This window comes from Arthrobacter pascens (genome assembly GCF_017052465.1).
Lineage (GTDB): Bacteria > Actinomycetota > Actinomycetes > Actinomycetales > Micrococcaceae > Arthrobacter > Arthrobacter pascens.
In genome coordinates this window covers 384,126-400,868 of sequence record NZ_JAFHKT010000151.1, presented here as the reverse complement: position 1 = coordinate 400,868, position 16,743 = coordinate 384,126, and the positions used below count along the sequence as shown (strand labels likewise).

The 16,743-nt window shown below is 66.6% G+C and carries 17 protein-coding genes; 7 read left to right on the top strand and 10 right to left on the bottom strand.

What is annotated here, in order from left to right; genetic code table 11:
* Positions 1-95: 95 nt before the first annotated feature.
* Complete coding sequence (locus tag JYA52_RS20015; protein WP_205655103.1) at positions 96-701, bottom strand: malonic semialdehyde reductase; 606 nt, start codon at positions 699-701, stop codon at positions 96-98.
* 260 nt (positions 702-961) lie between these two features.
* On the opposite strand from JYA52_RS20015, the gene JYA52_RS20010 reads away from it, so the two are divergent.
* Positions 962-2,323: a uracil-xanthine permease family protein gene (locus JYA52_RS20010; protein WP_205655102.1), complete on the top strand. Its 1,362-nt coding sequence runs from the start codon at positions 962-964 to the stop codon at positions 2,321-2,323.
* A 147-nt stretch (positions 2,324-2,470) separates the two neighbouring features.
* On the opposite strand, the gene JYA52_RS20005 is transcribed toward JYA52_RS20010, so the two are convergent.
* Together JYA52_RS20005 and JYA52_RS20000 are read right to left on the bottom strand one after the other, a co-directional pair.
* A complete protein-coding gene (locus JYA52_RS20005; RefSeq protein WP_205655100.1) occupies positions 2,471-2,986 on the bottom strand; it encodes a hypothetical protein in 516 nt (171 codons plus the stop codon).
* Positions 2,987-3,092: 106 nt separating this feature from the next.
* Positions 3,093-3,992 carry an SDR family oxidoreductase gene (locus tag JYA52_RS20000; protein WP_205655098.1) on the bottom strand — a complete coding sequence of 300 codons (900 nt, stop codon included), beginning with the start codon at positions 3,990-3,992 and terminating at the stop codon, positions 3,093-3,095.
* A gap of 177 nt (positions 3,993-4,169) precedes the next feature.
* Between JYA52_RS20000 and JYA52_RS19995 the strand changes: the two genes are divergently transcribed.
* Complete coding sequence (locus JYA52_RS19995; RefSeq protein ID WP_205655096.1) at positions 4,170-4,667, top strand: DUF6328 family protein; 498 nt, start codon at positions 4,170-4,172, stop codon at positions 4,665-4,667.
* A gap of 38 nt (positions 4,668-4,705) precedes the next feature.
* Here the strand turns inward: JYA52_RS19995 and JYA52_RS19990 are convergent, their stop codons facing one another.
* Complete coding sequence (locus JYA52_RS19990; protein WP_205655094.1) at positions 4,706-5,830, bottom strand: glycerate kinase; 1,125 nt, start codon at positions 5,828-5,830, stop codon at positions 4,706-4,708.
* Between the two features lie 120 nt (positions 5,831-5,950).
* Positions 5,951-6,178: a DUF6480 family protein gene (locus JYA52_RS19985; RefSeq protein WP_205655092.1), complete on the bottom strand. Its 228-nt coding sequence runs from the start codon at positions 6,176-6,178 to the stop codon at positions 5,951-5,953.
* Between the two features lie 145 nt (positions 6,179-6,323).
* On the opposite strand from JYA52_RS19985, the gene JYA52_RS22605 reads away from it, so the two are divergent.
* On the top strand, positions 6,324-6,725 hold the full coding sequence (locus tag JYA52_RS22605) for a hypothetical protein (RefSeq protein WP_240460555.1): 402 nt from the start codon (positions 6,324-6,326) through the stop codon (positions 6,723-6,725).
* A 42-nt stretch (positions 6,726-6,767) separates the two neighbouring features.
* Here JYA52_RS22605 and JYA52_RS19975 read toward each other — a convergent pair whose 3' ends face one another.
* On the bottom strand, positions 6,768-7,574 hold the full coding sequence (locus tag JYA52_RS19975; protein ID WP_307869466.1) for a glycerophosphodiester phosphodiesterase family protein: 807 nt from the start codon (positions 7,572-7,574) through the stop codon (positions 6,768-6,770).
* Between the two features lie 7 nt (positions 7,575-7,581).
* Positions 7,582-8,400 (bottom strand): HAD family hydrolase, encoded by an 819-nt coding sequence (locus JYA52_RS19970; protein ID WP_205655090.1) that lies wholly within the window; start codon positions 8,398-8,400, stop codon positions 7,582-7,584.
* 192 nt (positions 8,401-8,592) lie between these two features.
* On the opposite strand from JYA52_RS19970, the gene JYA52_RS19965 reads away from it, so the two are divergent.
* Both JYA52_RS19965 and JYA52_RS19960 read left to right on the top strand, forming a co-directional pair.
* Positions 8,593-9,636, top strand: a complete 1,044-nt coding sequence (locus JYA52_RS19965; RefSeq protein ID WP_205655089.1) for an NAD(P)-dependent alcohol dehydrogenase — start codon at positions 8,593-8,595, stop codon at positions 9,634-9,636.
* A gap of 136 nt (positions 9,637-9,772) precedes the next feature.
* Positions 9,773-10,846: an LCP family protein gene (locus tag JYA52_RS19960; RefSeq protein WP_205655087.1), complete on the top strand. Its 1,074-nt coding sequence runs from the start codon at positions 9,773-9,775 to the stop codon at positions 10,844-10,846.
* A gap of 65 nt (positions 10,847-10,911) precedes the next feature.
* Here the strand turns inward: JYA52_RS19960 and JYA52_RS19955 are convergent, their stop codons facing one another.
* From JYA52_RS19955 to hisD, 3 genes are read right to left on the bottom strand one after another with little or no spacing between them, the layout of a single operon-like run.
* Entirely contained in the window at positions 10,912-11,877 is a 966-nt protein-coding gene (locus JYA52_RS19955; protein ID WP_205655085.1) for a 3-hydroxyacyl-CoA dehydrogenase family protein, read from the bottom strand.
* Positions 11,878-11,918: 41 nt separating this feature from the next.
* On the bottom strand, positions 11,919-12,665 hold the full coding sequence (locus JYA52_RS19950; protein WP_205655083.1) for an SDR family NAD(P)-dependent oxidoreductase: 747 nt from the start codon (positions 12,663-12,665) through the stop codon (positions 11,919-11,921).
* Between the two features lie 11 nt (positions 12,666-12,676).
* Positions 12,677-14,023: a histidinol dehydrogenase gene (hisD, locus tag JYA52_RS19945; RefSeq protein WP_205655081.1), complete on the bottom strand. Its 1,347-nt coding sequence runs from the start codon at positions 14,021-14,023 to the stop codon at positions 12,677-12,679.
* Between the two features lie 204 nt (positions 14,024-14,227).
* Here hisD and JYA52_RS19940 point away from each other — a divergent pair, with 204 nt between their 5' ends.
* Positions 14,228-15,580 (top strand): MFS transporter, encoded by a 1,353-nt coding sequence (locus tag JYA52_RS19940; RefSeq protein WP_205655079.1) that lies wholly within the window; start codon positions 14,228-14,230, stop codon positions 15,578-15,580.
* A gap of 159 nt (positions 15,581-15,739) precedes the next feature.
* On the top strand, positions 15,740-16,738 hold the full coding sequence (locus JYA52_RS19935) for a LacI family DNA-binding transcriptional regulator (protein ID WP_205655077.1): 999 nt from the start codon (positions 15,740-15,742) through the stop codon (positions 16,736-16,738).
* The last annotated feature ends 5 nt before the right edge of the window (positions 16,739-16,743 follow it).

Sequence of the window (16,743 nt, the reverse complement as noted above, 5' to 3'; positions counted from 1 at the left end):
ATACTGCCCCGATTGCCTCCGGAATGTCCCCCATGTTGCCGGAGGCAATCGCGCGTCTTGGCGCGGTTTTGCCGGCCTTAGCCAGGCCTGGCCAATCAGACGGTGCGGACGACGTCTTCATAGGCGAACTTTGGCTTGGCCTCGCCCCAGGCGTCCGGTCCGGGCTGGCCGATGTTGACCACCAGGAAGCTCTTCTGGTCTCCGGCCGGGAAAAACTCCTTGTCGATGGCGGCAAAGTCCGCGCCGGTCATGGGGCCTGCGGCGAAACCGAGGGACCGCACTGCGAGAATGAAGTAGCCCGCCTGCAGGTGCGCGTTGTTGTTTCCCGTGGACGCGGCCAGGTCTGCGGAGGCGTCGTACATGGCCTTGGGGGCGTTGTAGCCAGGCAGGAAGTTATCCCACTGCTCCTGCCACGAGGTGTCGTAGCTGAGGATCGCAACGAGGGGGGCGGAGGCCGTCTTGGCGCGGTTCCCGGCGGAGAGGCTGTCCACGAGCTTGGCGCGGGACTCGTCCGAGCGCACGTACGTGACGCGCAGCGGCTGGGAGTTGAACGCCGTGGGACCGAACTTGGTCAGTTCATAGATGGCGCGGGCCTGCTGCTCCGTGACCTCGCCGGTGAAGGCGTTGGCGGTGCGGGCTTCGGCGAAGATCGCATCCACGGCAGCGGAATCGATCACGGCTTCTTCATGTGCGATGGTCATTCGTTTCCTTTCGCTTTGCCGCCGTCCCTTCCGGGCGCTGGCAGCTACTCCTGCTATCCATGGTTGCAACCCCGGGCGGAGCCATGCTCTTCCCGTGACGGCCCGTTACGGGGCGTGAGCTTTGGCACAGTGCCCGGTGCCCCTCCAGCGACGCCCGGGTTGAGCCGCACGGACCCTCTCGCCTGCGGGCGCAGCGCGGTATTGTTGCACCGGAAGATCCCAGCCCTCTCTCGGGCTACCCCTCTGAAAGGCCCCCGGCAATGAGCATGCTCGGAACCAAATGGAAGCTGCACGGCAACGGCAAGGCTGTCCGGCCCGGCGAAGTGGTGGCCCCCGGAGAACGGCTCACCTGGCCCATCACCATCGGCGTGGGCATGCAGCACGTCGTGGCCATGTTCGGCGCCACCTTCCTGGTGCCCATCATCACGGGGATGCCGCCGGCCACCACGCTGTTCTTCTCCGGCATCGGGACGCTCCTGTTCCTCGTGATCACCCAGGGCCGCGTGCCCAGCTACCTCGGTTCCAGCTTCGCGTTCATCGCGCCCATCATGGCCTCCCAGCAGCAGTTTGGCGTTCCGGGCGCCCTGGGCGGGGTGGTGCTGGCCGGGGCCGGGCTGGCAGTCATTGGTGCGATCGTGCAGAAGTTCGGCGCGGGCTGGATCAACCGGCTCATGCCGCCCATCGTCACCGGCGCAATCGTGGCGCTGATCGGCCTCAACCTCGCCCCCGCGGCCAAGAACAACTTCGACGCCGCCCCGGTCACCGCGCTCATCACGCTCGTGACCATCATCCTCGTGAGCGTCCTGTTCCGCGGGATCATCGGCCGCCTGAGCATCCTCGTGGGGGTGGTGGTGGGCTACCTGGCCGCTATGGTCCGGGGCGAGGTGGATTACGCCAAGATGGACGCTGCGGCCTGGGTCGGCCTGCCGCATTTCCAGACGCCCGAATTCCACCTGGGGGTCGTGGGCCTCTTCGTCCCCGTGGTGCTGGTGCTGGTGGCAGAGAACATCGGGCACGTGAAATCCGTATCCGCGATGACGGGCCAGAACCTGGACGGCGTCTCGGGCCGGGCCCTCGTTGCCGACGGCGCCGCCACCGTGCTGGCCGGGTTCGGCGGCGGATCGGGCACCACCACCTACGCGGAAAACATCGGCGTCATGGCCGCCACGAAGGTGTATTCCACGGCCGCGTACTGGGTGGCCGGCGTCTTCGCCATCGTGCTGAGCTTCTCGCCCAAGTTCGGCGAACTGATCGCCACGGTGCCGCCGGGCGTATTGGGCGGCGCCGCCACCATGCTGTACGGGATGATCGGCATTCTGGGCGTGAAGATCTGGGTCCAGAACAGGGTGAACTTCTCCAACCCCGTGAACCTGACCACCGCCGCGGTCGCCCTGATCATCGGCATCGCGGACTACACCTGGACCATCGGCGACCTGAAGTTCACCGGCATCGCGTTGGGATCCGCCGCCGCCCTGGTGATCTACCACGGCATGAAAGCCATCGCCAAGGCCCGGGGCACTGCGGCCGAGCCGGAGGCCGAGGGGCCGGTGCAGCCCAACCTGCCCCCGGCCGCCAAGGCAGCCATCAACGCGGCCGCCAAGCGGTCTTCCAAGAAGCGGTAGGCCCGGCTTCCAGGGCTCAGCCGGCCGCACTTTTGCACCTTTTTCAGTGCCGGCCAGCCCCCGGCGCCCCGGAATTCCAAGGGCGCCCAAGGCCTTGCCGCTTCTAAAGTGGTGCAGAAATGCGGCTCTGCGGCCGGGAAAATGGGATTATCCGGCGTCGAACGTTTCGTCCTCGTCGTTCGGTGACTTCTCCTGCGGCAAATCGTTGCCGCTGCCGTCCGGCAGGCCAGCGGCCTCCTGGCCCGGCTCCGAGGAGAACTGGCCGGAATCCGACTCATCGGCATTGCCCTCGTCGATTTCGGCATCAGCCGAGGGCACTTCGGTATCGGCGTCGCGGGGAACCGGGGACTCCCCGGGAACCGGGTCGAAGCCAGGGCCGGAGGAGTCACCCTCCGCGTGGAGCTGTTCGTCGGTTCCGCCAAAGCGGCCTGCACCCGGTTCGCCGGCGCTGTCCTGGTCCTCTTCCGCAAGGTGGCTGAGGTTCGGGGCGCCGGTGCCGAAGGTCTCCCCGTCCGGGCTGTTCTCGTTCAGGCCCGCCGCGTCGAAGTCCTCCTCCTCGCGTGGCTGGGCAAACTGCTTGCCGCCCATCTCCTGCTCCACGGTGGGGGTGCCGTAACCTCCCGCTTCCTCTTCAGGGGCTGCGTGCTGGTTGTCCTGGCTCATGTGTTCCTCCTGATTGGCTCGAAATACAGTTGGCGTAAATACAGTTGGCTGACAATACAGTTGGCGGACATAGCTGCATGCCGGTCCGCGCTCTTTCAATGGCGGCTCACAACCCCTTGCCGCCGGTGACGGGAAGCACCGCGCCGGAGATGTACGAGCCGGCGTCGGACGCCAGCAGGACATAGGCCGCGGCGAGCTCTGCAGGCTGGCCTGCGCGCTGCAGCGGCGTGTCCTGGCCGAACGTGGGCAGTTTTTCCGGCCATTCCGTGGCGGGAATGAGCGGGGTCCAGATGGGGCCGGGCGCCACGGCATTGACCCGGATGCCCTTGGGTCCCAGTTCCTGTGCCAGCGCCTTGGTGAACGCCACCTGCGCCGCCTTGGTCATGGCGTAGTCGATCAGTCCGGGCGACGGGTTGAACGCCTGGATGGAGGCCGTGGTGATGATCGCCGCGCCCGCCGTCAGGTGCGGCACGGCAGCGCGTGCCGTCCACAGCAGGGAGTAGAGATTGGTCTGGAAGACGCGGTCAAACTCCTCCGTGGGCAGGGACTCGAAGCTGTCCCGGTTCTTCTGGTAAGCGGCATTGAGCACCACGACGTCAAGCCGCCCGAACTCTGCCACGGCGTCATCCACGATCTTCGTGCTGAAGTCTTCGCTCCGGCCGTCGCCCGCAAGGAGCAGCGCACGCCGGCCCGTTTTGCGGATCCAGTCGGCCGTGTCCCGGGCGTCCTCTTCCTCCTCCGGCAGATAGGAAATGGCGACGTCGGCCCCCTCGCGGGCGAAGGCAATCGCCACCGCCTTGCCGATGCCGGAGTCGCCGCCCGTGATGAGGGCGGCCTTGCCCTGAAGCTTGTCACTGCCCTCGTAGCTCAACTCGCCGTGGTCAGGCTGCGGATCCATGGGGGCCGTAAGGCCTGGCTGCTTCTGTTCCTGCTCGGGAAACGGGCCCGAGTGGTAGGTTCCACGGGGATCCCTGGGCTGGTCAGGCTGCTTTGCTGAATCACTCATCGTCCACCCTTCCAAGGCTTCGCCGGGTCCGGCTCTTCGAACCTAACGCAGTGGTGAGGACCAAGTCCACAACCTGGCCCAAAGATAGTCAGCAAACTTAGCACTTGTTGAATTCCGGGGTGGCAAAGCCTAGGTTTGGAGCACACGCCAGCCGTTCGGCCAGATGGAGGAGGATGCATGACAGATCCGGACGCCCCGGCTGGCAGCGGCAGGAACGAGACCCGCGAGGAGCAGCTCGACCGGAACTGGATGGAGCTGTTGCAGGAGCTGCGCGTCCTGCAGACGGGCGTACAGATCCTTGCCGGCTTTCTGCTGACGCTGCCGTTCCAGAGTCGTTTTGAAACTCTGGATGACTTCCAGCGGACCCTGTACCTGGTGAACGTCGCACTGGCCGCCCTGACCACCGCCTTCATCCTGCTCCCGGTCAGCGTGCACCGCCGGCTCTTCCGCAAGCGCCTCAAGGAGACCCTGGTGACAAGCGCTGACAACATCACCAAGATCGCCCTGAGCGGCGTGGCGGCGCTCAGCGTGGGGACGGCCGCCCTCGTCTTTGACGTCACGGCCGGACGGACTGCCGGGCTTACTGCGGGAGGAATCCTACTGGCGGTGCTCGCCGTCCTGTTGGCCTACGTCCCCCTGCACCTGCACCGGAAGGCCCGGAAGCAGGGCGACTGAGCAGCGCTATTCAAGCAAGGCGCCCTCGCCAGGAAGAGTCAGGCTCCTTCCAGCACCTGGGTGGTGGCCCAGGTCAGGTACTTGCCCGCATTCGCGATGGCTTCCTCCGGGCTTGGCGCGACGTCCAGCAGCTGCGCGGCGGCCACCACGCCGTGTCCGGCCAGGTCCTCCGGCGTGACGAGGATCCGCCCGGCCACGACGATCACCGGAATGCCCAGCTCGCGGGCGGCGTCTGCGAGGGCAATCGGCGCTTTGCCGGTGAGTGACTGCGAGTCCATGGAGCCTTCGCCGGTAATGACCAGATCGGCTTCCTTGAGTTGCCCGGCAAGCCCGGTCAGCCCGGCCACGAGCGCGAAGCCGCCTTCCAGCGTGGCCTGCGTAAAGCCCAGGAACGACGCCGGGAAGCCGCCCGCGGCGCCGGCTCCCGGAACGTTGACGTCCCGGCCGGTGGCCTCCCTGAGCAGCGACGCCCAGTTGCGCAGCCCGGCGTCGAGCTTCTCCACGGCGTCCTCGTCGGCACCCTTTTGGGGGCCGAAGACGTGGGCGGCGCCGGTGCTGCCCACCAGTGGGTTCCGGACGTCGACGGCGATCCGGAAGTTAACGGCGGCCAGCCGGGGGTCCAGGCCGGAGGCGTCCAGTGCCACCACATCGGCCAGCGATCCGCCGCCAAGCGGCACCACGTTCCCGGCCGCATCCAGGGGCTTGAGGCCCAATGCACGCAGGGCGCCGCTGCCGCCGTCCGTCATGGCCGAACCGCCGACGCCGAGCACGATCTCCGTGGCGCCGGCATCCAGGGCCGCCGCGATGAGCTGCCCGCAGCCGTAGCTGTGCGCGCGCAGGGCGTTCTCCGGCGTCGGCTCCATGTGGGCCAGACCGGAGGCCTGGGCCGTCTCGATGACCGCCGTGGCCCGGCCGGCGGCATCCTTGCGGAACGCCCAGGCCGCGCCGATCGGCGCCAGGATCGGGCCCACGACGGCGTTGAGCCGCTCCTCGTAGCCGGCGGCAACCGCCGCGTCAAGGGTCCCTTCGCCGCCGTCGGCGACCGGGAACTGTGTGGCCACGGCATCGGGATAGACGCGGAGGGCGCCTTCGGCGATGGCGGCGGCGGCTTCAATGGCGGTGAGGGAACCCTTGAACTTGTCCGGGGCGATGAGGATGCGCATGGCACCATCCTGCCAGCAAGCCGCGGGAACGGGCTTGCCAATTCCGCCATTTGGGCAGGCATGACTGAGCCTTCGGTGGCGCCTCACCGCCCCGACTGCAGTCAGCGGGAGCGCAGGCTGCTACTCGTCGTGGCCCTGGTCTCCGCTCATCTGGTCCTCGGCGGGAGGCGTTTCGCCCGGAGGCACTCCGCCGCCGGGCTCGAGGCCTGTGATATTGCCGTCCAGCGGGTCGGGGTTTGGTGAGCTGGCGGAATCCTCCCGCCCGGTTCCCTCCGGACGCGGTTGGCCCTCGGCGGCTCCGGGCCGGTCAGGGTTGGCGGGGTCGTTTTCGGGATGGTAGCTGCTCATGATTCTGCGATCCTCCGTGGTGTGTGGTTGGTCGGCGAATGGAAACCCGGCGGCACTGGACTAATTGTAAGCATGCTGATAATTCTGGAACAGTCAGATGCCGCGAACTCCGGCCCGGACCGGAGACGATCGAAGGAGCAAGCTGATGGGAATCGGCGACAGCATTGGAAAAGCAGCGGAGAACGCCATGGAGGATTTGGCGGGAACGTCCAAAAAATCGGATGACGCGCACACGCCGGAGCCCGGCTCCGAGGCTGACGACATCCAGGTCCACTCCTCCATCAGCGAGGGCTCCAACGCCATGGACGACGACGGCGATGCCTCACCGGGCGGCGGAACCGGCCGGACGACTTACACCCCGCAGGGCCCCGGCGCGGAGGCCAGCGGCGGATCCGGCGCAGCGTCAGGCGGCAACGAGGCCGACGCCCCTGACGCGCCCCGGGACGTGGCCGGTCCCGCCGGACTCCCCGACCCCGATCCGGACGAGCTCCGTGCGGATCCCTCCGAGGGCGACCAGGACCCGTCCACCGGCCTGGGCCGCAGCTAGCCAAGTGTCCGGGCCGGATAAGTCACCGGGTAAGTAACAGGGTCAGGACCAGGCGCCGCGGCTCTCGAGGACATCCCTCAGCAAGTCGGCACGGTCGGAAACGAGGCCGTCCACGCCGAGGTCCAGGAGCCGGTGCATCTCGGCCGGTTCGTTGACGGTCCACACATGCACGTAGAGCCCGAGCGAGTGCGCCCGGCGGACGAAGCCGGGCGACACCACGGGAATGGCGCGGTACCGGACCGGTACCTGCAGGGCGTCCACGTCGCGCAGGACGCGGCGCAGTACGGCCCGCGCCGGTGACCGCAGGACCGGGACGGCCAGCAAGGGCGACAGCGCCATGAAGGCAGCGTTTGCCGCCGTCCCGGCGGACGACGCTGTGCGGCGGCTGAGCAGGCGCAGCACCGCCCTCCGCCGTCGGTCCGAAAAACTGGCGACGAGGACGCGGTCGTGGACAGCGTGCCGTTCGATGGCCTCCGCGAGGCTCCGGACGGAATGCCAGTCCTTGACGTCCAGGTTGAAGCGGGTTTCGGGAAAGGCCGCCACGAGTTCATCGAAGGTGGGCACCGTTTCCCGCCCGCCGATCCGGGCCTTGGCCACCTCCTCAGCGGTCAGCTCGGCAATTCTTCCGGCGCGGTCCGTGATCCGGTCGAGTGCGGCGTCGTGAAAGAGGAGGAGCACGCCGTCGGCGGTGGTGTGCACGTCCGTTTCGAGATAGCGGTAGCCGTGTCCGACGGCGGCTCTGAACGCTGCCATGGAATTCTCCAGGCCGTCGAGCGAGAAGCCGCGGTGGGCCATCGCGACGGGCCTGCCGGCGCCGCCGCCCGGGGCGGCGAAGAAGGGCAGCGTCACGGCGGGCTCACGGCCGGCTGACGCCGAGCTCGGCAAGCTTTCCCTCGAGAATCTGGGCCACGCCGTCGTCGTCGAAATGCGGCGCCTGCTGGCCGGCGGCGCGGATCGCTTCCGGATGGCCGCTGGCCATCGCATACCCGTGGCCGGCCCAGCGGAGCATTTCGATGTCGTTGGGCATGTCGCCGAAAGCCACCACGTCCCCTGCGTCGATCCCCAGCGAGGCAGCATATTTGGCCAGCGTGACTGCCTTGTTGACGCCGGGAACAGACAGCTCCAGCATGGCCACGGTGGGCGCCGAATGCGTCACATTGGCCAGGTCCCCGACGGCGGGAGCCACTGCGGCCAGGAAGTCATCCGCGGTGCCTTCTCGGACGATGGCGAGGAATTTGACGACGGCGTCATCCGCCGCGAGCGTCTCGGAGAGCGGGGCCGGGGTGTACTCGGACAGGAGCTCGCTCGTGTCGTTTTCAATGAAGCCCGGCTCCAGGTGGAAGCCGTTGAGGGTTTCGGCGGCAAACAGGGCTGTGGGACGCAGTTTCTTGATGATCCGGCGGACCTCGAACACGTCCGGGAGTGCCATGGTCCGGGCGGAAACCAGCTGACCGGCCTCGAGGTCCCACACGACTGCCCCGTTCGAACAGATGACGGTGCCCGTGTGGCCCAGCTGCTCCTCGAGCGGGTGCAGCCAGCGCGGCGGGCGGCCGGTGACAAAGACAAGTTCGACGCCGGCCTCCCGGCAGGCGTGGAACGCACGGACGGTGCGGTCACTGATCTTTCCGTCGTGCCCAAGAATCGTTCCGTCTATGTCACTCGCTACCAACCGCATGGTGCCAGTTTACGTGGGCGAACGGCCCGGGCCGCGAGGGAGGTTCTGCCAGTACCTGTACCAGCAGGGACTCCCGCATGCGCAGAAACTCCTGTTGCATGGATAGTGCGCCCTCCTCCCGCGACCGATGCCTGAGCGTGGACACCCACTGAAGCAGGGCGCCAGACCTAACGATCCTTGATCAGGAGACCAATGCTTACCGCCAATGCTTACGCTGCCCCGTCCTCGACCGGGGACCTCATCCCTACCACCATCGAACGCCGCGACGTCGGCCCGCACGACGTCCTCATCGAGATCAAATACGCCGGCATCTGCCACTCCGACATCCACACCGTCCGCGGCGACTGGGGCCCGCAGCAGTATCCGCTGGCTCCCGGCCACGAAATCGCCGGTGTCGTCACGGAGATCGGTTCCGACGTCACCCGGCACAAGATCGGTGACCGTGTCGGCGTCGGCTGCATGGTCAACTCATGCCGCGACTGCGAGAACTGCCGCAAGGGCGAAGAACAGTACTGCCTCAACGGAATGACCGGCACCTATGGTGCCGTGGACCGCGACGGCACCATCACCCAGGGCGGCTACTCCAGCCACGTGGTGGTCACCGAAGACTTCGTCGTGCGGATCCCGGACGGCCTCGAGCTCGACGTCGCCGCTCCCCTGCTCTGCGCGGGCATCACCACCTACTCGCCGCTGCGCCACTGGGGCGCGGGCCCCGGCAAGAAGGTCGCAGTCGTCGGACTCGGCGGACTCGGACACATGGCCGTCAAACTGGCCTCTGCCATGGGTGCCGACGTCACTGTCCTCTCCCAGTCGCTGAAGAAGCAGGAAGACGGCCTGCGCCTCGGCGCCGACGATTACTACGCGACGTCCGACCCGGCCACGTTCGAGACGCTCGCGGGCGCCTTCGACCTGATCATCAACACGGTCAGCGCCCCGATCGACATCAGCTCCTACCTGCAGCTGCTGACCCTCGACGGAGCCCTCGTCAACGTCGGCGCCCCGGCCGAACCGCTTCCGGTGAACGTGTTCTCGCTCATCCTGGGCCGCCGGTCCTTCGCCGGTTCGGCCATTGGCGGCATCCGCGAAACCCAGGAAATGCTCGACTTCTGCGCCGAACACCAGCTCGGAGCAGAAATCGAAGTCATCCCGGCCGAGAAGATCAACGACGCCTACGAGCGCGTCCTCGCCTCCGACGTCCGCTACCGCTTCGTCATCGACGCCTCGACGCTGGGGTAGCAGCGGGTCCGGTTGTTGCACCCGCTGCGGTGGCGCCGGCCCGGTGGGGTCCGGCGCCGCCGCTTCGGTTCTATGGCATGCACCGCCGCCCGGCGCGTCCATTTTCATTCGGGCTTTTCAGGACCATAGTTATCCCATGAGTGATACGCAACGACGCGTGCAGCCCAGATTGTTGGCCTTCCTCGTGGCGCTGGGCCTGCTGGTGCCGCTGCTGGGAGGGCTCTACTTTTGGTCCCAGGGCAGCGCCAACAGCCCTGAGACGGCCCCGAGTGCGCCTCCCGTGACGTCCCCGACGCCCACCGCAACGCCAACGCCAAAAGCCAAGGCCCCTGCAGCGAAGCCAAAGCCCAAACCTCCGGCACCCCCGGTTGACCGCCTCAAAGGGCGGCCCGTCAATATCCTGCTCATCGGCAGCGATACGCGCGAGGACAATTCGAAGGCGACCGCGGGCAGGGTCGCCACCGACCAGCGGGCCGATGCCCTCTTCCTGATCCACGTCAGCGCCGACCGCAAGAACGTCTACGGCGTCTCCGTCATGCGCGACCTGTGGGCCGAAATCCCCGGCTACGGCTACTCCAAGATCAACGACGGCCTGGCATTCGGCGGAGTGCCCCTCATGCGGGAAACCGCCGGCGCCCTGTTCGGGCAGCGCATCGACCACTCGATCCTGATCGACTTCGGCAGGTTCAAGGGACTGGTCGACGCCCTCGGCGGAGTCAGGGTGAACGTCACCACGCCCTTCACGTCGACGCACGACGGGCGCCACACGTTCCGGCAGGGCGTGCAGAACCTCAACGGCGCCCAGGCCCTGGAGTTCGTCCGGGAGCGCTATGCCTTCGTCGACGGCGACTACCAGCGCGTACGGAACCAGCAGACCTTCCTGAAGGCGCTGATCGCCGAACTCATCAGCCCCAAGACGCTGACCAACCCGGTGACGCTCCGCAAGACGGTGGGCTACCTCTCGTCGCTGGTCCCCGTCAGCACCGGCCTTGACCAGTCGGCCATGGCGGGCCTCGCCTACAGCCTGCGGGGCGTCCGGCTGCAGGATGCGGTGTTCCTCTCCTTGCCCACCTCGGGCGTCGGCACGTCTCCCGACGGACGCTCCATCGTCCTCCAGGACACGGTCGCGCTGGCGCAGCTGCGGTCCGCCCTGGCCCGTGACCGCGTGGGCCAGTTCATCAGGGATCGGGGAATCAAGGACCTCCGCTGAGGCAGGCGGACCGCTGCCGCAGTCATGGCGGGAACGTCTCCACTCCGGCCGGAGCCGGACGCTCCCTATAGCCCCGGCGCCTCCCCGAGTTCAGCGCGGAGCTGTGAAAGCCGCCCGTAGGCACCGTCGCGGTAGGCCAGCAGCGCGGCCCTGTCCTGCGGATCGATATTCCGAAAGCCCCGCCCGTTCTTGAGCCCGAGGTTGCCTTCCGCGACTGCGTCGGCCAGCGCGCCAGGAACGGTAAACCTTTCGCCGTAGGCTTTCTCCAGCGTGCGGAACGATGACTCGTAGACATCCAGTCCTGCCATGTCACCGATCGCGAACGGCCCGAACAGCGCCAGGCGGAATCCGAACGTATTACTCACCACCGCGTCGATTTGTGCGGGCGTCGCAGTGCCGTCGTCGACAATTTGAACCGCTTCCTTGTACAGCGCGAACTGCAGCCGGTTGGCTACGAATCCCGGGGTGTCGGCAACCCTTGCTGGCGTCTTGCCCAGTCCGCGCATGAGAGCCTCCACACAGTCCAGCACAGCAGGCGCGGTGTCAGGACCGGGAATGAGTTCGACGCCGGGGATGAAGGGGGCGGGATTCATCCAGTGCACGCCGAGGAACCGCTCAGGGCCGGTCACCGAGTTGGCCAGTTGCCCGATGGGGATGGCCGAGGTATTCGTACCGATGACGGCATTGCCCGGGGCGGCTGTGCAGATCCGGCTGAGGATGGCGGCTTTGAGATCGGAATTCTCTGGAACCGCCTCCGCTACGTAATCCGCTTCCGCCACCGCCTCTTCGAGGCTGCCCGCGGCAGCCAGGTTTTTGCTTATGGTCTCTGCGGCGCCTGCGGGCATCAGCCCCTGTGCCTCAAAGTCCCCGGCCTGTTCCACGAGGCGGACACGGGCACGCTCGGTGGTCTCGCCGTCGACGTCGCCCAGCAAGACTTTGTGGCCGTGCAGCGCCAGGACCTGGGCGATTCCGCCGCCCATGTAGCCTGACCCGACGACGGCCGTGGTTGAGATGGTGTCGATGATATTCATAAGGATGCTCCAGGTAGGTCGCAGCGGCAGAAGGTGGCGTATCAGCGGATGGTGTAGCCGCCGTCGACGGCAAGGGTTTGCCCGGTGATCAGGGAAGAGGCATCGCAGAGCAGGAAGGCCACCGCCCCGGCAATGTCCTCGGGTTCACCGAAGCGGCCGGCCGGTATACGGGACAGCAGTTCCGCCGCCCAGTCGGGCCGGCTGAGGGTGGAGGCCGTCAGTTCCGTGCGGACGAATGTGGGTGCTACGGCGTTGACCCGGATGCCGGCGGACGCCCACTCCAGCGCCAGGATCTTGGTGAGGTGGATCAGGCCTGCCTTGCTGGTGCCGTAGGCAGCCCGTTCCTCGATACCGACGATTCCGGCCTGGGACGCGATATTGACCACTGCCCCGGGCGATCCCTGGTCCAGCCAGCGCCGAGCGAGGGCGGTGGTCAGGAAGAAACCGCCCCTGAGATTGGTGTCCATCACCGAGTCCCAGTCGTCCTCGGTCAGCTCCACGGCGGGTTTGGGCACGTTGACTCCGGCGTTGTTGACCAGCAGATCGATGCCGCCGCTTTCCTCAAGGAGGGAGTCGATGAAGCCGCTAATGCTGCCGGTGCTGGTCACGTCGACGGTGAGTGGGGCGGTTCCATACCTTGCACCGATCCGCTGCGCGCTCGCGGCGTCCCGGCTGGTGCCGTAAACAGTGGCCCCGGACTCGGCAAGGCCATCGGCGATGGCCTTGCCGAGTCCCCCTGCCGCGCCGGTGACCAGCGCCTTCTTGCCGTCCAGGCGGAAATTGGGCACGTTGGTGACCTTTAGTTGTCGAACTTGTGGTCTGACCAGGGCAGGGACGTGCCGCGGTACTTGGCCGCCCGGACGTCGCCCGAGCGTGCGTGGCCTTCGAACCGTTCCACCCTGGATGCGCGGCCGCAGAGCTCACCGAAGAAGGCGCTCGATTCCGTGTTGGTCACTTCCTGGTAGGTGACGGTGCGCAGGTACTTGCCGACCCACAGGCCGCCGGTGTAGCGGGCCGCGCCGCGGGTGGGCAGGACGTGGTTGGTGCCGATGACCTTGTCGCCGTAGGAGACGCAGGTTCCCTCGCCAAGGAACAGTGCGCCGTAGTCGTGCATCTTCTCGAGCGCTTCGCGCGGGTTCCGGGTGAGAACCTGCACGTGCTCGTACGCGTACTCGTCAGCCAGCGTGTAGGCATCGTCAATGGTTTCAACCACGTGGACTGCGCCCCAGTCACGCCAAGCGGGTCCGGCGTAGTCGCGGGTCGGCATGTCCACGAGGATCGTGTCGATGTGCTCGATGACCTTGCGGCCCAGCTCCTCGCTGGTGGTGATCAGGACGGCGGGCGAATCGGGTCCGTGCTCGGCCTGGGACAGCAGGTCGACCGCGACGATGAACGGATCCGCGTGCTCATCGGCCACGATGAGGACTTCGGTGGGCCCTGCGAAGAGGTCGATGCCGACCTCGCCAAAGAGCTGTCGCTTGGCCTCTGCAACGAAGGCGTTGCCCGGGCCGGCCAGCATGTTGACGGGCTTGATGGTCTCGGTGCCGATGGCCAGGGCCGCGACCGCCTGGATGCCGCCGAGCAGGTAGATCTCGTCTGCGCCGGCCAGATACATGGCTGCGATGGTGGCGTCCGGGACCTCGCCCTGGATCAGCGGAGTGCAGGCCGCGACGCGCTCCACGCCGGCAACCTTCGCGGTCACGATGGTCATGTGGGCGCTGGCCAGCAACGGGTACTTTCCGCCGGGAATGTAGGCGCCGGCGGCCTGGACGGGAACGTTCTTCTGGCCCAGGAAGACGCCGGGAACGGTTTCAATTTCAAAGTCGGACAGGGATTCGAGCTGCTTCCGTGCCATGACGCGGACCTGCTCCTGGACGAACTTGATGTCCTCGATGACCTGGTCCGGAACGCGGGCCATGATCTCGTCCAGCTGCACCTGGCTGAGCAGGAACGATTCGGGAGCGTACTTGTCGAACTTCTGTGAGTATTCACGAACGGCTTCGTCGCCGCGTGCGCGGATGTCTGCAATGACGGCTTCTACGGTGGCGCGCACTTCGGGGGTGCTGCCGCGGGACACGCTGTTGCGGGCGGGCTCCTTCAGCAGTGCGGAGTCCACGGCCGAGCTGATTGCTGTTGTAACGGTCATCAGGTTTACCTTCCATCTTCGTTGATGGGCGACCTCTGGAGCGCCCTGACCAGGCCGGCAGGCCTGCTTGGTGATCGAGTGTATACGTATACATTTCTTGCCGCAAGACCTTGTTTTCATACTTTGCATACGTATACACTCCTAGTCACGAGCCAGTCAGTGTGGCTGGGCTCACTGTCCGGACGAAGACAAAGGAGTCTCTGAATGAGCGCCCCCGCGACAACAACCGCACCACCCGCAATAGATCCCAAGATGCGCCGCAAGGCGCTTGTCTCCTCCGTGCTCGGCAGCTGCATCGAGTGGTATGACTTCTACGTCTACGGCGTTGCAGCGGCCATCATCCTCAACAGCCAGTTCTTTCCGCAGGTGAGCCCTTTCGCCGGCATCCTGCTCTCCTTCAGCACCTATGCCATCGGCTTCGCGGCCCGCCCGATTGGCGGCATCATCTTCGCCCACTTCGGCGACCGCCTGGGCCGGAAGAAGATGCTCATGATGACGCTCGGCCTGATGGGCGCCGGCACGTTCCTCATCGGCTGCCTGCCCAACTTCGCCACCATCGGCATCGCAGCCCCCATCCTGCTGGTGGTCCTGCGCATCGTCCAGGGCATCGGCGTCGGCGGCGAATGGGGCGGCGCCGCACTGATGGCCACGGAATACGCACCGGCCGAGCGCCGCGGCTTCTTCGGTTCCTGGCCGCAGATCGGCGTTCCCGCCGGCACCCTGCTCGCCAACGGAGCCTTCTTCGTCATGGGCGGCATCATCTCCCCCGAAGACTTCATGGCCTGGGGATGGCGCATCCCGTTCCTGGTTTCGATCCTGCTGGTAGTGCTGTCGTTCTACATCCGCCGCAATGTGGACGAGTCCCCCGCCTTCGAAGAGATCAAGCGGAAGGGCGAAATTGAGAAGCTTCCGGTCGTCAAGGTCATCAGGACGCGTCCGCTGACCATCCTCAAGGTCATCATGATGCGCTTTGCGGAGAACGCGAACTACTACATCTACACCACCTTCCTGCTCGCCTACGGTCCTGCCATCCTGCTGGAAAAGAACAGCATCCTGCTGGCCACCATGATCATGGCCGGCCTTGGCATCTTCTCCATCCCGTTCTGGGGCTGGGTTTCGGACCGCTGGGGCCGCCGCTACACCGTGATCGCCGGCGCCGCCACCATGCTCCTGATGGCTTTCCCCTTCTTCTGGGGTGTCCAGACGGGCGACTTCCTCATGGTGCTGCTGGTACTGGTCCTGACCTGCAACGTGGGCCGCGACCTGTGCTATTCGGTGGAACCGGCCTACTTCACGGAACTCTTCGAGCCCAAGCTGCGCTATTCCGGGGCATCGGTGGGCCCGCAGGTCGCAGCAGTCTTCGCCGGAGGTTTCGCTCCGCTGATCGCCACCGCGCTCATCGGCCCGGACTTCGACCGTTACTGGCTCGTGGCCCTGTACATGGTGTTCACCTCGGTCATCACCATCGTTGGAGCACTCTGGTCGCCGGAGACCGCTCCGCAGGTCCGGCTGCGCCGGGGCCTCAGCCCGGAACACGATCCGACTACCGGGCGCTAAGCCGCCGTCGGACCGCTACCGCGCATCCTGCCGGCACCCGCCTCTACAGGGGCGGGCGCCGGCAGGCGCGGTATTGGAAAGTTTGGCTACTCTGAAACAACGAAGTTCACAGTCCGGCTCGAGCACGTAGCCTGATCCAACCGAAATGAGGGCGCCCCGATGGTTACCAGCCGCGACGTTGCCGAACTCGCCGGCGTCTCGCAGGCCACTGTCTCCCGGGTCATGTCCTCTTCCGCCAAGCTCTCCCCTGCCACAAGGGCGCGCGTGCAGGCTGCCATGGAAACACTCGGCTACGTCCCGCACGCCGGGGCGCAGGCCATGAAAACCAGGCGGACCAACACCATCGGCGTCGTGGTGGCGGACCTGACCAACCCGTTCTACCCCGAGGTCCTTGACGAGCTGAGCCGTGCACTGGACGCCGCCGGTTTCCGGGTGGTCATCTGGAACGCCGGCGGCGGCAGCCACCATGACGCTTTGAAAGCCATCCGGGAACACGCCGTCGACGGCGTCATCTTCACCACCGCAACGGAAGATTCACTCGAACTCCAGGCCGCCATCGAAAAGAACAGCCCGATCGTGCTGATCAACCGCGTGGTGGAAGGCCTGGAATGCGACCAAGTCACCAGCAGCAACACCGAGGGAGGCGCCGCCGTCGCCGATTACCTGCTGGAGCACGGCAAAACCAGGGTCGCCTTCATCGGCGGCGCTGAAAATGCCAGCACCTCCCGCGAGCGAGGCCAGGGCTTCCTGGGCAGGATGGCGGACCACGGCCATGCCGTTCCCGAGCACTTCCGCTTCCACGGCGGGTTTTCGCACGACATCAGTGCACAGGTCATGGGCAGGCTGCTGTCCCGCGCCGACCGGCCGCAGGCCGTCTTCTGCGCCAACGACCTCATGGCCTTCGGCGCCCTGGATGCCCTGCGCGCCCACGGTGTCCAGCCCTCCGACTGCTGGGTGATCGGCTATGACGACGTTGACATGGCCGCCTGGGACTCCTTCAGCCTGACCACGGTCCGGCAGCCCAGCCGTGAGATGGCCCTCGTGGGGGCAAAGATGCTGCTGGAGCGCATCCACGCGCCGGGCGGCCCGGCGCGGCGGGTCAACTTTCCGTGCGACCTCATCGTCCGGGGCAGCACCCGCGCCGCCGGAAGCGCCTGACGAGG

Bases quoted from the DNA above. Each gene is read 5' to 3' on its own strand.
- JYA52_RS20015 (WP_205655103.1), bottom strand. From the start codon at position 701: ATGACCATCGCACATGAAGAAGCCGTGATCGATTCCGCTGCCGTGGAT.
- JYA52_RS20010 (WP_205655102.1), top strand. From the start codon at position 962: ATGAGCATGCTCGGAACCAAATGGAAGCTGCACGGCAACGGCAAGGCT.
- JYA52_RS20005 (WP_205655100.1), bottom strand. From the start codon at position 2,986: ATGAGCCAGGACAACCAGCACGCAGCCCCTGAAGAGGAAGCGGGAGGT.
- JYA52_RS20000 (WP_205655098.1), bottom strand. From the start codon at position 3,992: ATGAGTGATTCAGCAAAGCAGCCTGACCAGCCCAGGGATCCCCGTGGA.
- JYA52_RS19995 (WP_205655096.1), top strand. From the start codon at position 4,170: ATGACAGATCCGGACGCCCCGGCTGGCAGCGGCAGGAACGAGACCCGC.
- JYA52_RS19990 (WP_205655094.1), bottom strand. From the start codon at position 5,830: ATGCGCATCCTCATCGCCCCGGACAAGTTCAAGGGTTCCCTCACCGCC.
- JYA52_RS19985 (WP_205655092.1), bottom strand. From the start codon at position 6,178: ATGAGCAGCTACCATCCCGAAAACGACCCCGCCAACCCTGACCGGCCC.
- JYA52_RS22605 (WP_240460555.1), top strand. From the start codon at position 6,324: ATGGGAATCGGCGACAGCATTGGAAAAGCAGCGGAGAACGCCATGGAG.
- JYA52_RS19970 (WP_205655090.1), bottom strand. From the start codon at position 8,400: ATGCGGTTGGTAGCGAGTGACATAGACGGAACGATTCTTGGGCACGAC.
- JYA52_RS19965 (WP_205655089.1), top strand. From the start codon at position 8,593: ATGCTTACCGCCAATGCTTACGCTGCCCCGTCCTCGACCGGGGACCTC.
- JYA52_RS19960 (WP_205655087.1), top strand. From the start codon at position 9,773: ATGAGTGATACGCAACGACGCGTGCAGCCCAGATTGTTGGCCTTCCTC.
- JYA52_RS19955 (WP_205655085.1), bottom strand. From the start codon at position 11,877: ATGAATATCATCGACACCATCTCAACCACGGCCGTCGTCGGGTCAGGC.
- hisD (WP_205655081.1), bottom strand. From the start codon at position 14,023: ATGACCGTTACAACAGCAATCAGCTCGGCCGTGGACTCCGCACTGCTG.
- JYA52_RS19940 (WP_205655079.1), top strand. From the start codon at position 14,228: ATGAGCGCCCCCGCGACAACAACCGCACCACCCGCAATAGATCCCAAG.
- JYA52_RS19935 (WP_205655077.1), top strand. From the start codon at position 15,740: ATGGTTACCAGCCGCGACGTTGCCGAACTCGCCGGCGTCTCGCAGGCC.